Origin of the sequence: Mesorhizobium huakuii (genome assembly GCF_030160235.1) — a bacterium.
In the GTDB taxonomy this organism is placed as follows: domain Bacteria; phylum Pseudomonadota; class Alphaproteobacteria; order Rhizobiales; family Rhizobiaceae; genus Mesorhizobium; species Mesorhizobium huakuii.
On sequence record NZ_BSNY01000027.1, the window covers coordinates 21,373 to 35,567 of the forward strand.

A 14,195-nucleotide genomic window follows, 5' to 3' on the forward strand; every position below is an offset into this window, starting at 1 on the left:
CTCCCATGGCAACATCGTGGCAACATTTTCGATGCAATACCATGTTGCCAGATGCAACACAATGAATGCCGATGCGCGACCATCCATCTGAAATCACTATGGTTTATGAGAGGCGGCGAAACGGTAAGAGACGGTGCGAAATCCGCGCCTATACGTCTGTTAACCGGTTGGTCGCTGGTTCGAATCCGGCCCGGGGAGCCAAACATTTCCAAAAACTTAGACGAAATCGCTACTTTTCCTCATTTGCGGGAAAGTTCCCCCTGGGGTCTACGCCGCTGATTTCCCTCGGCGCTGCCACTGCGCATCGGGACCCGCCAAGCGACGGATGTCCGCCGGAATGGAGACAAACGCACTTTGGTCGGCAAGAGTTTCGAGGCCCAACCTGTCCGCAGGCCGGAGCTTCACTGTCATGCCTTCAAGGGTTGAGGCAGGAGTGGCGAAGATGCACCGTCCCGAAACGGGCTGGTTGGAAGCTAATGGCTAGGAGAATCACGGCCATCTATGGCACTATATTCATGGGCGCTAATAGGGGGGACGACGGACTTCGTGAAACATTCCGAAACCGTCAGTTTTTAAAGCAGGAGCATGGCCGACACCAAACCGTCGCTCTCAACGGTAGAAATCAGCCAATCCTTGGGCGAGTGGGTTGTTGCGATCGTAACAACGGACGGCCACACCTATTATAGAGCCTTCGAACGTGAGTCCGATGCCGTCGCTTTCGCTGTGAATCAGCGTTTGCATCTGGGATTGCAACTTCCGCCGCCCGACTGGTCGCCATGAACTGGCACCTTGCTTACGCCTTTGTCCTCCTGGGCTGGCCCGGGTTCAGGAAGCCATCCCTAATCAGGTCCAACGCGTCGAGCGCGTCTTCATCCAACAAGTTTGTCAATGGCACTCCACCCACGCGCACAACCTTGTTGTTGTCTATGTCGTAGACCTCCCAGAGACCATCACTGACCCGTCGGATTGCGTGCCGTCGTTCCATAAGAGGTCTCTAATAAACGAGTCACCGAAGCGCCAGCAAGAAAACTCGATCCAAAGAGTTAACGGTGGAAAACTATGCTCGCATTGGCAAGCTCGCGAATGACGCGCAAAGAGGCAGCGCCAGATCAGATCAAACTGGCAATCGGACTTTTCCTCGAAGGCGAGTTCGCCGGCGCCATCACCTCAAATCGTCAAGCACTTCCGAAACGGAGCCGGCTTGCGTTTGTGGTCAAGCGATGCTCGACCTTAAGGGCAAGGAGGATGGCATGACACGCCGCTGCCCTGCCTACCAGCCCAAACGGACTATCCGGGAGAGCTCGGCAATGTCGCCATAGATCATCGAACCCTTGACGAGAAAACATTTGCTACCGAGAACTTTGAAGAGTGGGCTCGACGCGGTGCAAACCGGCCGGTCCTTGTCCTTGGCCTCGGCATAGCCGATGCTCATGGCAAGGACAGCGATAGCAATGAGTGTCGTCTTGCTCATATTGGGCCACCCAAGCCAGCGAGCCTCTGCAAAACATGAGACATAAGTTGCGTGCCTACATACATTAGCTCTTGCGCATATAAGGCTTCATCCATCAATTGAATGAAGCGGAGCGATCCTTGATTGCGCGCAAAAAGGTGTACGAGCAGAGCTCCGCCAGCGCGTTTCCGCCGACGACGGCGCGCAAACAGAAGAAATGGCGGCGAGCCTCACTTCGAATGTCGGCTTCATTCCTGACTACGAGACCCGAAGTCGATTTGCTACATGAAATCAGAGCCGGCGGAGACGAGAGAGCGGCCGAGGCGAGCGTCATAGAAATCAACGTTTCACCATTGCTTTCTGAGGAGCCTGCGATGGATTACGTGGGACCTGACGGCGAGATCAATCCTTGCGTTGAAGTTGTCGAAGCCTGCGGAGCCATCCCCGCGATGCCCCTCACGCTATACGGACAATGCTTTGCGCATGGTCATGCAGTTGTTTGGCGGCCCGGCGGTGTTCGATCGCGTCGCCGCTGCAAACAACCAGGAACTGCGCCGCGAACTCGTGTGTATTTGCGGCCGGGATGGCAAGCATGGCCTTCACGATCTCCGACATGTCTTGATAGACGCGTTTCAGATCACGATCGGAAATGTCCAGGGAGATCGAATTCACCAGCGCCTCCCAGCGCCGGAAACCCGCCAGGATGGGACTTTCGTTCGAGTTTGCGGCAAAAATCTTTTCCGCCGCAGCGGCTCCTATGGGCGCAAAGGAGACCGTCGTGCCTACCACCGTGCGTCTGGTCATTGCATCAAACATCATGTCCGAACTCCTACGACTGAGGGTAATTCTGTAGGGCCGGCGATCCGGTGGCACATTGTTCTGCGTCAAATTTTGCCAACGTCGAAAGCCGGCAGGTGGAGCATGAAGGAGAACTTCGGCTGGTGGGTCGATCGAGCCATTCATCGCAATGTCGCGCGCCGCTCCCGCTTGCGCGCGGCTGTCCGCCGCGCGATAGATGCGTCGGTTCAGGGAGGACTCATGCGCAAAATCCTGGTTTCGGTTCTGCTGGCCGCGGCTGCGCTTTACGCGAATTGCGCCCTTGCACTCGACAGCAGCGGCACGCCTGTCGTCGTCACCCCGCTCGTATCACGCACCACCACCGCTTCCGGCCAGCCGATCACGCTGCCGCAGAAGAACGTGCAGGTGCTGGTGTCGACCTTTGACATCGCGGTGGGCGCGACCTTGCCGGTGCACCGGCACCCCTTTCCGCGCTACGCCTATGTCGAGGCCGGAACGCTGAAGGTCACCAATGTCGAGACCGGCAACAGCAACACCTACAAGACAGGCGATTTCATCATCGAAATGATCGGGCAGTGGCATCAGGCGACAAATATCGGCGATGGCCCGGTCAAGCTCCTGGTCATCGACCAGGTCGAGGAAGGCGCCAAGAACACGGAATTGCGCCAGTAGCCGCCAAGTGCCACGCTCATGCGCCGAAAGGCGGGAGGCAACCCGCCGCCCGCCTCCCCGCTCCGTAGCGGATAACCATCCTGCCTCCAGCGCGGGACCAGCACTCAGCCCCAGGTGCCGACCATCTGTCGTGTCGTCGCGTTCAGCCGGTTGAAGGCGTTGATCAGGGCGATCTGGACAACCAAGGCGGCCAGCGCCTTTTCGTCATAGTGGCGGGCGGCTTCATCCCAGACATCGTCCGGCACGGCGTCGGGCCGGTCGGCGAGCCGCGTGCCGGCCTCGGCCAGCGCCAGGGCCGCCCGTTCGGCGTCGGTGAAGTAGGGCGTCTCGCGCCATGCCGCCAGAGCAAAGATGCGCTCGTCCTTCTCGCCGGCCTTCTTCAGTTCGCGCGCGTGCATGTCGACGCAGAGGCTGCAGGCATTGATCTGGCTCGCCCGCAGATGAATGAGCTTGCGCGTCACATAGGGTATTTCGGCTGCCTCGGTCGACTTGTCCAGCGCCAGCAGCGCCTGCAGGGCGCCTGGGATGAGCATCACGGGATTCTTGAGCCTGGCTTGCATGGTCTTCTCCTTTGAAGCGTTTCGTCAGGACGTGTTTTGTCGAGCCCGGAAGCAGTGCTTCCGGGATTTCAGCTGATGGAACTTCGGCTGGCGCCGCGCAGCCACCGGTCAATCAATAACCAGGCGGCTATGGGTTATTCATAACTACACAGTTATAAGACTGTCAAGCCGGGAAATGTCGACTGGTCCAAATGGCGGTGCGCCGTTCACGCTTTCGCGCCGGCCGCCCGGGTGCTAGGGCTTTGCGCAACATCATGGACTGGATCGCCCCTTGACCGCAGAAACTCGCCCACCGCTGATCGAAATCTGTGTCGAAGGCATCGATGGCCTGCTCGCCGCGCAGGCTGCCGGTGCTGATCGGGTCGAACTGTGCGCCAGCCTGGTCGAGGGCGGCATCACGCCGAGCCTTGGCACGGTGCGCGCGGCTCTCGACCAGGCGACCGTGCCGTTTCACGTCATGGTGCGGCCGCGCGGCGGCGACTTTCTCTACAGCGAGACCGAATACCGCTCGATGCTCGCCGACGTCGCGGCGCTGCGCGATCTCGGCGTGCCGGGCGTGGTGTTCGGCTGCCTGACCGCCGACGGCACCATCGACGAGAAGCGCATGAGCGAATTGACGGAGGCCGCCGGCCCCCTGAACGTCACCTGCCACCGCGCCTTCGACATGACACGCGATCCCACGGAAGCGCTGGAAGCGCTGATCCGCTGCAAGGTCGGCCGCGTTCTGACCAGCGGCCAGCGCGACACCGCGATCGAAGGTCTGTCCTTGCTGGCGGACCTGGTGCGGCAGGCCGGCGACCGTATCGTCATCCTCGGTTGCGGCGGGCTTGATCTCGCAAACATCGCCGAGGTGCGCCAAAGGACCGGGCTGGCCGAAATGCATTTTGCCGCGCTGAAGGATTTGCCGAGCGCCATGCGCTACCGCAATCCCAAGGTCGGCATGGGCGGCTCCGATCTCGACCGGGAGTACCGCAACACGGTAACCGACACATCGCTGGTGGCGGCGACGATCGCGGCGGCCAAGGCATGACCTCACCGATCGAACGCATAGCGCAAGGCGACGAAGCCGACATACTGGCGCTCAACAACGAGCATGCCGCCGAACTGTCCTGGCTCGAAGCCGAGCGGCTGTCCTTCCTGCTCGGCGAGGCATTTTACGCGCGGCGCATCGGCGATCTCGAAGCCTTCATCATGACCTTCGACCAGGAAGCCAACTACGACAGCCCGAATTTCCTCTGGTTTTGCGAACGCTACGAACGCTTCATCTATGTCGACCGTGTCGTCGTGGCGGCGCATGCACGGGGCCGCGGCCATGCGCGCCGGCTCTATCAGGACCTGTTCGACCATGCCGAACGCGCCGGCCACACGCTGCTCACCTGCGAGGTCAATGCCGATCCGCCCAACCCCGCCTCGGATGCCTTCCACGCCGCGCTGGGCTTCGTCGAAGTCGGCGACGCGGTGATCCATGGCGGCAAGAAAGCGGTGCGTTATTACGTCAAGCAGATCGTCACCTGATTGCTGGCCGAATAAAGAAGCTTCCCCTAATATACGCGTTCCACCAAATGGAGGAACCGCGATGCCAAGCAACGTCTTCCGCTTCGACGAAAGCTGGGACATTCCTGAAGGCACGCCTCAGCAAGTGTGGGATGTGCTCTCCGACGCCGAATTGCTGCCGCTGTGGTGGGGCGAGGTCTACAAGGAAGTGGTTCCCCTCGACGCCAAGGGCAAGGCGTCCGTCGGCTCGCGGGCAAGGGCGCGGGCGCGCGGCGCCCTGCCCTATGAGCTGAACTTCATCATCGAGGCCGCCGAACTCGAGCCTGGCCGGCTGGTCGTCGTGAAAACCTTCGGCGATTTCGACGGGCTGTGGCGGGCCGAACTGTCGCCGTCGGGCAGCGGCACCCATGTCCAACTGACCTGGCAGGTCACGGTCGAGAGGCCGATTCTCAAATTCCTGGCGCCGCTGCTGCGGCCAGCCTTCGCCTGGAACCATCGCTGGACGACGCCGCGCGGCGAAGCCGGCCTGCGGCGCTACCTCAGGCTCGCAACAACAGTGCCTCGGCGCGACAAGGCCTGAATCACCAATTGCGGTTCAACCATTCACGCGCCGGCCGCTCGATGAGGTAATAGCTGCAGAGCGCGCAGGCAAAGACCCCGGCCAGCATCGGCCATGGGCTGATGCCTTGGTCATAGACGAATTTGTAGAAGGGCTGCTGCCACAGATAGAGCGAGTATGACCACAGGCCCAACGTCGCCATGGGCCATGACGAGAGCAAACTGGAAAAGATTGGCGTGCTGAAATCGAGCGCGTTGACGGCCAGGGCCAACAGCGGCACCGCCAGGAGATAGTGGATCGGCGTCGGCACCGGGTCCATGAACAGCAGAACCGCCGCCGCCGCCGCTGCCAGGGCGACATAAGGCCCTTTCAACAGCGCCGGCAGCCGGCCTTCGGCCTTGAGCAGGCAGATCGAAGCCGACAACAGGATCGAGGCGATGTGGACATCGGTGCGCCAGTAGGTAGCCTCGTAATCCAGCTTGAACACCCAGTACGACACCGCGCCATTGGCCATGGCGAACAAGGCCAGCGTTAGCAGCAAGGGGATGACGCGGTTGCGGCTGGAGACGAGCGCGCTGATCAGCGCCAGGATGATGTAGGCGTGCTCCTCGACGCAAAGCGACCAGATATGGTCCAGCGCCCCGGCGCGGGTGACGAGAATTCCAGCGTAATTGTAGGTGAATGTCAGCGCCGTCAGTGCCGCTTTCCATTTAAAGGCGATGAACGTGCCGGAGAGAGCGATGATGGCAATGATGACGAAGACCAGAAGCGCCGGGTAGATGCGCGAGAAGCGGCGTTTGAAGAACTTCTTCAGCGGGTAGCGTTCGATGAACAGGATCTCGGCCATCAGCCGGCCGCTGAGCACGAAGAAGAATTCGACGCCCAGCACGCCCAGATTGATCCCCGGCACCGGGAAAAAATGCCCGATCAGCACCAGGGCGATCGACAGGCCGCGCCAGCCGTCGAGATAGGCCAATCTTGTTCTGGCCGATCTGTCGACGACGGATCGGGACGGAACCATCTGGGTCGCGGTAATTTCGGACATGCCGATCCTTCGCATTGGCATGCGAAAGGGCACGGCGGAACATATCCGAACCCGGCTCGCATTCCCGCCCCGACCCATACTGCAGTGCAATATAAGTTTGTGCAAGTGCGAGATCGGCGGGGATGCAATTCCCTGGCCAGCAGGCTGCCGGAAATGCTTCGAGCAAGGGAGCGCTCGCCATTCCTTCACGAGCCGCACGGCTGCACACCATCGCATGCGAAAAAGGGGCCAGGATGGCCCCTTTCATGTCGGCAAGCGACGCTGTCAGGCGTTGGCTGCAGCCACCGCGCGCTTGGCCATGACCGCGATCAGGTTGGCGCGGTAGTCGGCGGAAGCGTGGATGTCGCTCATCAGGTTCTTCGCCGGCACTTTCACGCCGGCGAGCGACGCGGCATCGAAGTTCTTCGCAAGGGCTGCCTCGATCTCCTTCGAGCGGAACACGCCGTCGTCACCGGCGCCGGTCACCGCAACGCTGACGCCGTCCTTGCCTTTGGCCACGAACACGCCGACGATTGCATAGCGAGAAGCCGGGTTGCGGAACTTTTCATAAGCCGCCTTGGCCGGCGCGGTGAAGGAGACCGCCGTGATGATCTCGCCATCCTTCAAGGCCGTTTCGAACAGGCCCTTGAAGAACTTGTCGGCCGATATCTCGCGCTTGTTGGTGACGATGGTGGCGCCCAATGCCAGAAGAGCGGCTGGATAGTCGGCCGCCGGATCGTTGTTGGCGATCGAACCGCCGATCGTGCCCTTGTAGCGCACCGCCGGGTCACCGATCAGCGACGCCAGATGGGCAAGCGCCGGGCAAGCCTTCTTCAGCTTCTCGTCGTTGGAGACGTCGAAATGCGTGGTGGCCGCGCCGATGGTGACCGTCTTTCCCGACACCTTGATGCCCTGCATCTCCTTGATGCGCGACAAATCGACGAGATCGGAAGGGGCCGCCAGCCGCGTCTTCATGGCGGGGATCAGCGTCATGCCGCCGGACAGCAGTTTGGCGTCGCCGTTCTTCACGAGCTTGGCGGCATCCGCGACCGAGGCGGCACGATGGTAGTTGACCGAATACATGGTTGTTCCTCCTCAGTGCTTCGCGGCGCGGATCGCGGCCCACACGGTGGGTGGCGAGGCCGGCATGGCGATATCGGCGATGCCGATGGCATCGGTGATGGCGTTGATCACCGCCGGCGGCGAGCCGATGGCGCCGGCCTCGCCGCAGCCCTTGATCCCCAACGGATTGCCCGGGCATGGCGTGTTCGAGGTCGAGACCTTGAACGACGGCAGGTCGCCCGCGCGCGGCATCGTATAGTCCATGTAGCTCGCGGTCAGCAGCTGTCCGCTGGCGTCGTAATGGGCGCCTTCCAGCAGCGCCTGGCCGATCCCTTGCGCGATGCCGCCATGCACCTGGCCCTCGACGATCATCGGATTGATGATGTTGCCGAAATCGTCGGCGGCCACGAACTGGACGATCTCTGTCGTTCCGGTCTCCGGTTCGATCTCGACCTCGCAGATGTAGCAGCCCGCCGGGAAGGTGAAGTTCGACGGATCGTAGAAAGCCGTTTCCTTCAATCCGGGCTCCATCCCTGCCGGCAGATTGTGGGCGGTATAGGCGGCCAGCGCCACCTGGAACCACGGCACGTTCTTGTCGGTACCGGCGACCTTCAGCGCGCCGTTCTCGATGACGATGTCGCCCTCGTCGGCTTCGAGCAGGTGGGCGGCGATCTTCTTGGCCTTGGCCTCGACCTTGTCGAGTGCCTTTGATATCGCCGACATGCCGACCGCGCCCGAGCGCGAACCGTAAGTGCCCATGCCCATCTGCACCTTGTCGGTGTCGCCATGGACGATCGAAACCGAATCGATCGGCACGCCAAAACGCTGGTTGACCAGTTGCGCGAAGGTCGTCTCGTGGCCCTGGCCATGGCTGTGCGAGCCGGTCAGAACCTCGATCGTGCCGACGGCATTGACCCGCACTTCGGCCGATTCCCAAAGGCCGACGCCGGCGCCGAGCGAGCCGACCGCCGCCGACGGCGCGATGCCGCAGGCCTCGATGTAACAGCTCATGCCAATGCCGCGCAGCAGGCCCTTCTTGGCGGCCGCCGCCTTGCGCTTGGCAAAGCCGGCATAGTCCGAAGCTTTCATGGCCGCATCGAGCGAGGCGCCATAGTCGCCGGCGTCATAGTTCATGATCACCGGTGTCTGGTGCGGGAAGGAAGTGATGAAGTTCTTGCGCCGCAATTCGGCAGGCGACACGCCAAGCTCGCGCGCCGCCGCTTCCATCGTGCGTTCCAGGAGATAGGTGGCTTCCGGCCGCCCTGCCCCACGATAGGCATCGACAGGAGCCGTGTTGGTGTAGACCGTGCGCACATTAGCGTGGATGGCGGGGATGTCGTACTGGCCCGACAAGAGCGTCGCGTAAAGATAAGTCGGCACGCAGGACGAGAACAGCGACATGTAGGCGCCGAGATTGGCGATCGTGTCGACCTTCAGCCCGGTGATCCTGTTGTTCTTGTCGAAAGCCATTTCCACCGTCGAGACATGGTCGCGGCCATGCGCGTCGGACAGAAAGCTTTCGGTACGGTCGGCGACCCACTTGACCGGCACGCCGGTTTTCTTCGACGCCCACAGGCAGACGATCTCTTCGGGGTAGATGTAGATCTTGGAGCCGAAGCCGCCGCCGACGTCCGGCGCGATGACGCGCAGCTTGTTTTCCGGCGCGACATTGTAGAAGGCGCTCATCACCAGCCGCGCGACATGCGGGTTCTGCGAGGTCGTCCAGCAGGTGTAATGGTCCTCGGCCTTGTCGTAATGGCCAAGAGCCGCGCGCGGCTCCATGGCGTTCGGCACCAGCCGGTTGTTGACGATCTTCATGCGGGTGACGTGCGCCGCCGCCTTGATCGCCGCGTCGGTCGCCTTGGCATCGCCGATCTCCCAGTCGAAAATCAGATTGTTCTCGGCCTCGGCATGGATCTGCGGCGCGCCCTTTTCCAGCGCCTTGGTGGCTTCGACGACGGCCTTCAGCTCCTTGTAGGTGATCTCGACCGCCTCGGCCGCATCGCGGGCCTGGCCCTTGGTCTCGGCCACGACGACGACGACGGCGTCGCCGACATAGCGCACCTTGTCGACGGCCAGCGGCGACCAGGCGCCCATCTTCATCGGCGAGCCGTCCTTGGAATGGATCATCCAGCCGCAGATCAGATTGCCGATGCCGTCGGCCTTGAGCTCCTTGCCGGTCAGCACGCCGATGACGCCGGGCATGGCTTGCGCCTTCTTCACGTCGATCTTCTTGATCTGCGCATGCGCGTGCGGACTGCGCACGAAGGCCGCGTGCTTCATGCCGGGAACCACCATGTCGTCGACATAGCGGCCGGCGCCGGTGATGAACCTTTTGTCTTCCTTGCGCGCGACCCGAGCGCCAACACCTTCAATACCCATCAGAAATTCCTCCCAGAATAGCGAATAGTGAGTAGCGAATAGGGAGTAGTGGGCGGCGAAAGTGGAAGGTTGCGAGCTTGCTCAGACCGACTACTCGCTACTTCCTATTCGCTACTCACTCATTCCCCTCTCACGCAGCTTGTTTCGCTTTGCCTTTGGTCCCCTTCGCCATCGTCTTCGATGCGGCGAGGATCGCCTTGACGATGTTGTGGTAGCCGGTGCAGCGGCAGATGTTGCCTTCCAGTTCTGCCCGCACCGTCGCCTCGTCGAGGCCTTCGGGATGGCGGTTGATCATGTCGGTTGCCGTCATGATCATGCCAGGCGTGCAGAAGCCGCATTGCAGGCCGTGATGTTCCTTGAAGGCGGCCTGCACGGGATGCAGGTCGGCACCGTTGGCGAGACCTTCGATCGTGACAACGCTCGAGCCGGACGCCTGTACCGCGAGCATGGTGCAGGATTTCACCGCCTTGCCGTCGACATGGACGACGCAGGCCCCGCATTGCGAGGTATCGCAGCCGACATGCGTGCCGGTCAGGCCGAGATTCTCGCGCAGGAAGTGAACCAGCAGCGTTCGATCCTCGGCGGCCCCGCTGACCCGCTTGCCGTTCACCATCAACGAAACGTCCGACATGAATCCTCCCTGGGTATCAACCTTGGTCATCACGCTGCCGACGCGCCGTTGGCACTTCGGCCATGCGCTATTCGTACACCGCACAACGCACAAAAAACAGCGCGACGGAAAAGGTGGATCATTGTACTTTCGGTCATGGCCAAGGCACCAAGGTGCATTCCCCTCGCCCCATTGCCAAACCGCCGATTGGAAGCAACAATATCCTTCGACGCCTGCGCGCCAGAAGCCTGTAAAAACAGCCGCGTATAAAAGAGCGTCGAAGGAAATGCGGGAGAACGCCGCTGACCAGTTCACGGACGCGCTACGCCTGCGGCTTGTCGGCGCTGACCACGGACGAGCCCGACCTGGATGCTTTCGCTCGCGCGGTGGCCAGCGAGGCCGCGGCAATCGGCGCCGGCTTTGCCCTCGTGTTCTTTTCCCAGAGCCTTGTCGAGGCCGGCGCCCTGTCGCGGGCGCTTTCGGCGCATGCGCCAGGCCTCCATCATGCCGGCTGCTCCACCGCCGGCGAGATCACGCCGCAGGGGCTCGAGGAAGGCCACATGCTGGCGATGCTGCTTCCCTCGGCGGCGTTCACCGCCGTCAGCGCCATGGTGGACAATCTATCCTCATCGGGCATGGACAGGATCACCGGCGAGGTCGAGGCCTTGCGGCGCGCGCTGCGCGTCCGGATGGGCGGCGAGCGGACCAGGAACACCTTCGCGCTCTGCTTCATCGACGGGCTGTCCTATGCCGAGGAAGCGGTCAGCTCGGCCATCCATTGGGGTCTTGACGACATACCGCTGCTCGGCGGCTCGGCCGGCGACGATCTGAAATTCGAGACGACGCGCCTGATCTCGAATGGCAGGGTCACCTCGGACAGCGCCATCATCGTGCTGATCGCCACGGAAATTCCGTTCCACGTCTTCAAGACCGACAATTTCGTTCCGACCGACGAAAAGCTGGTGGTCACCGCGTCCGATGCCGATCACCGCATCGTGCGCGAGTTCAACGCCACCAACGCGGCGGAAGAATATGCCGCTTCCGTCGGCATCGTCCCGCAGACCCTGACGCCGCTGAGCTTCGCCTCGCATCCGGTGGTGGTGAAGGTGGGCGGTGAATATTATTGCCGCTCGATCCAGAGGATGCATGCCGACGGCTCGCTGTCGTTCTTCTGCGCCATAGACGACGGCGTCGTGCTGTCGATCGCCCAGCCAAAGGACATGGTGGAATCGACCCGCGCGGCCCTGCGTGAGGTCGAGGAGAGGCTGGGCGGCATCGACCTGATCCTCGGCTTCGACTGCGTACTGCGCCGCCTCGATGCGCGCAACCGGCAGGTCTTTCGTGATATTTCGGAACTCTACCGGGTCAACAATGTCGTCGGCTTCGGCACCTATGGCGAACAGTACCGGTCGATGCATTTGAACCAGACCTTCACCGGCATTGCCTTCGGCGAACGGCAAGCGGCGGAATAGGGGCCGCAGAACAATAAGATGCCGCTCAAGGATATAAACGACCTCGAAAAACTGAAGAAGATCAACGCCGCCCTGGTCAGCCGCGTCGAGCGTTCGATGGACCAGCAAGGCAATGCCTTCTCGCTGTTCCAGACCGCCATCTCGCTCGAGAACCGCGTGCGCACGCGCACCGAAGAGCTGCACTCGACCCTGCGGCGGCTGGAACAATCCAACATCGACCTCAGCGCCGCCAAGGAGAATGCCGAATTCGCGAACCTGTCCAAGACGAGGTTCCTCGCCGCCGCCAGCCACGACGTGCTGCAGCCGCTGAACGCGGCTCACCTGTCCGTCTCGGCGCTTGCCGAGGTGCAGACCAGCGACGAAGGCAGGAAGCTGGTGCGGCAGGTCGAGCGCTCGCTGGAGACGATGGAGGACCTGCTGCACACTTTGCTGGACATTTCCAAGCTCGACGCCGGCGTGGTGCACCCCGACATCGGCGACGTCAGCCTGGAGGCGCTGTTCTCGTCGCTGCGCTCGGATTTCCAGCCGGTCGCGGAAATGAAGGGCCTGTCGCTGAAATTCCGTCCGGTCAACGCCCTGGTCCGCTCTGACCGGACGCTGCTGCGCCGCATCCTGCAGAACATTCTCTCCAACGCGCTGGGCTATACCCGCTCGGGTGGCGTCCTGGTCGGCACCAGGCATCGCGGCGACACGATCCGCATCGATGTCGCCGACACCGGCTGCGGCATCCCTGAGGACCAGCGCGAGGCGGTGTTCGAGGAGTTCCATCGCGGCACCTTGCCCGCCAATGCCGGGCTCGACGGCGGCGGCCTTGGGCTCGGGCTTGCCATCGTTCGCCGCATGGCCGGTGCGCTCGGCCACCCCGTGACCTTTTCATCCAGGGTCGGGCGCGGCACGATCTTCCACATCGATGTTCCCGTCGGCATCGGCGCCCCCGCCGACACCATCGCCAGCGCCACCAGCCTGGAACGGTCGCGCGGCTACGGCCTGTTCGGCACCAAGGTGCTTCTGGTCGAGAACGACGCCGAGGTGCTGGAGGCCATGACCTTCCTGCTCGAGCGCTGGCAGTGCCTTGTGCGGTCCGCAACCTCGACCGACGACGCGCTGGACCTGCTCGGCGACACCGACTGGGTGCCCGACATCGTCATTGCCGACCAGCATCTCGACGGCGGCGACCTCGGCACCGCCACCATAACGGAAGTCCGCGACTATCTTGGCCGCGCCGTCCCGGCGCTGATCGTCACCGCCGACAGTTCCGAAGCCGTCGCCAAGGCCGCCCGCGCCGGTGGCATCGAACTGATGCGCAAGCCGCTGAAGCCGGCGCAACTGCGTGCGCTGCTGGCGCATTTACTGGCTTAGCACCATACCCCACAGTGGGAGGGTAAAAGATCAAAACCCTGCCTGATCGCGAAACAGCTCCGCATTGTCCAGCTTCGACACCTCGATCACCGCTTGCGTGCGACTGTAGACGTTGAGCTTGCGCAAAATCTCCGAGACATGCGCCTTCACCGTTGTCTCGCCGACCTGTAGTTCATAGGCGATCTGCTTGTTAAGGAGGCCCTGGCGCAGCATCTGCAGCACGCGCAGCTGCTGCGGCGTCAGCTTGGACAGGCGCTGGACCATATCGGCGCGGTCGATGCTGTCCGCGTCCGCCGGCTGGCCTTCATAGGTTTCCGGCACATAGATCGCGCCGTCCATCACCGAGCGGATGGCGGCGGCGAGATCGCTTTTACGCGCCGATTTCGGGATGAAGCCGGCGGCACCGTAAGACAGCGCCTCGGAAATGATCCGCGGCTCCTCGTATCCCGACACGATCACCACCGGCAGGCGCGGATAGCGGGTCCTGAGCTGCAGCAGCCCTTCGAAGCCGTGCACGTCGGGCATTGAGAGATCGAGCAGTGCGAGGTCGAAAGGCTTGGCGTCGGCCAGCAGATCAAGCGCTTCGGCGATCGAGCGCGCCTCGACCGTGTCGACCTCCGGATAGGCCATCTGCACGGCGCTGTGCAGCGCCTCGCGAAACAGCGGATGGTCATCGATGATCAGGAACCGGGCGCGATCGTTGGGTACTGTCATGTGGCTCGTTCCGGTTTACCTGCCACACCATAGCCCCGC

Annotated in this window: 15 protein-coding genes; 7 read left to right on the top strand and 8 right to left on the bottom strand. The window is 62.3% G+C overall.

The window, feature by feature from the left end; all coding sequences use genetic code 11:
* Positions 1-585 precede the first annotated feature (585 nt).
* Positions 586-780 (top strand): hypothetical protein, encoded by a 195-nt coding sequence (locus QQK95_RS14175; protein WP_284273366.1) that lies wholly within the window; start codon positions 586-588, stop codon positions 778-780.
* A gap of 490 nt (positions 781-1,270) precedes the next feature.
* Here the strand turns inward: QQK95_RS14175 and QQK95_RS14180 are convergent, their stop codons facing one another.
* Positions 1,271-1,471, bottom strand: coding sequence for a hypothetical protein (locus QQK95_RS14180; protein WP_284273368.1), 201 nt, complete (start codon positions 1,469-1,471; stop codon positions 1,271-1,273).
* Between the two features lie 435 nt (positions 1,472-1,906).
* A complete protein-coding gene (locus QQK95_RS14185; RefSeq protein ID WP_284273370.1) occupies positions 1,907-2,269 on the bottom strand; it encodes a hypothetical protein in 363 nt (120 codons plus the stop codon).
* Between the two features lie 219 nt (positions 2,270-2,488).
* On the opposite strand from QQK95_RS14185, the gene QQK95_RS14190 reads away from it, so the two are divergent.
* Entirely contained in the window at positions 2,489-2,920 is a 432-nt protein-coding gene (locus QQK95_RS14190) for a cupin domain-containing protein (protein ID WP_284273372.1), read from the top strand.
* A gap of 104 nt (positions 2,921-3,024) precedes the next feature.
* Here the strand turns inward: QQK95_RS14190 and QQK95_RS14195 are convergent, their stop codons facing one another.
* Positions 3,025-3,480, bottom strand: a complete 456-nt coding sequence (locus QQK95_RS14195; RefSeq protein ID WP_284273374.1) for a carboxymuconolactone decarboxylase family protein — start codon at positions 3,478-3,480, stop codon at positions 3,025-3,027.
* A 271-nt stretch (positions 3,481-3,751) separates the two neighbouring features.
* Here QQK95_RS14195 and QQK95_RS14200 point away from each other — a divergent pair, with 271 nt between their 5' ends.
* From QQK95_RS14200 to QQK95_RS14210, 3 genes are all read left to right on the top strand, one after another.
* Positions 3,752-4,510, top strand: a complete 759-nt coding sequence (locus tag QQK95_RS14200; protein WP_284273376.1) for a copper homeostasis protein CutC — start codon at positions 3,752-3,754, stop codon at positions 4,508-4,510.
* Positions 4,507-4,995, top strand: coding sequence for a GNAT family N-acetyltransferase (locus QQK95_RS14205; RefSeq protein WP_284273378.1), 489 nt, complete (start codon positions 4,507-4,509; stop codon positions 4,993-4,995). Before QQK95_RS14200 ends, QQK95_RS14205 begins: the two co-directional genes overlap by 4 nt.
* A 61-nt stretch (positions 4,996-5,056) precedes the next feature.
* Complete coding sequence (locus QQK95_RS14210; protein WP_284273380.1) at positions 5,057-5,554, top strand: SRPBCC family protein; 498 nt, start codon at positions 5,057-5,059, stop codon at positions 5,552-5,554.
* A gap of 1 nt (position 5,555) precedes the next feature.
* On the opposite strand, the gene QQK95_RS14215 is transcribed toward QQK95_RS14210, so the two are convergent.
* The 4 genes from QQK95_RS14215 to QQK95_RS14230 all read right to left on the bottom strand — a co-directional run bounded on the left by QQK95_RS14215 (position 5,556) and on the right by QQK95_RS14230 (position 10,632).
* Positions 5,556-6,578, bottom strand: coding sequence for an acyltransferase family protein (locus tag QQK95_RS14215; RefSeq protein ID WP_284273382.1), 1,023 nt, complete (start codon positions 6,576-6,578; stop codon positions 5,556-5,558).
* A 264-nt stretch (positions 6,579-6,842) separates the two neighbouring features.
* Positions 6,843-7,640: an FAD binding domain-containing protein gene (locus QQK95_RS14220; RefSeq protein WP_284273384.1), complete on the bottom strand. Its 798-nt coding sequence runs from the start codon at positions 7,638-7,640 to the stop codon at positions 6,843-6,845.
* Positions 7,641-7,652: 12 nt separating this feature from the next.
* Positions 7,653-10,001 carry a xanthine dehydrogenase family protein molybdopterin-binding subunit gene (locus QQK95_RS14225; protein ID WP_284273386.1) on the bottom strand — a complete coding sequence of 783 codons (2,349 nt, stop codon included), beginning with the start codon at positions 9,999-10,001 and terminating at the stop codon, positions 7,653-7,655.
* Between the two features lie 130 nt (positions 10,002-10,131).
* Positions 10,132-10,632, bottom strand: a complete 501-nt coding sequence (locus QQK95_RS14230; protein WP_284273389.1) for a (2Fe-2S)-binding protein — start codon at positions 10,630-10,632, stop codon at positions 10,132-10,134.
* A gap of 314 nt (positions 10,633-10,946) precedes the next feature.
* Here QQK95_RS14230 and QQK95_RS14235 point away from each other — a divergent pair, with 314 nt between their 5' ends.
* Positions 10,947-12,083, top strand: a complete 1,137-nt coding sequence (locus QQK95_RS14235; RefSeq protein WP_284273391.1) for an FIST signal transduction protein — start codon at positions 10,947-10,949, stop codon at positions 12,081-12,083.
* Between the two features lie 18 nt (positions 12,084-12,101).
* Positions 12,102-13,442, top strand: coding sequence for a hybrid sensor histidine kinase/response regulator (locus tag QQK95_RS14240; RefSeq protein WP_284273392.1), 1,341 nt, complete (start codon positions 12,102-12,104; stop codon positions 13,440-13,442).
* Positions 13,443-13,472: 30 nt separating this feature from the next.
* Here the strand turns inward: QQK95_RS14240 and QQK95_RS14245 are convergent, their stop codons facing one another.
* Entirely contained in the window at positions 13,473-14,156 is a 684-nt protein-coding gene (locus QQK95_RS14245) for a response regulator (protein ID WP_284273393.1), read from the bottom strand.
* Positions 14,157-14,195: the final 39 nt, after the last annotated feature.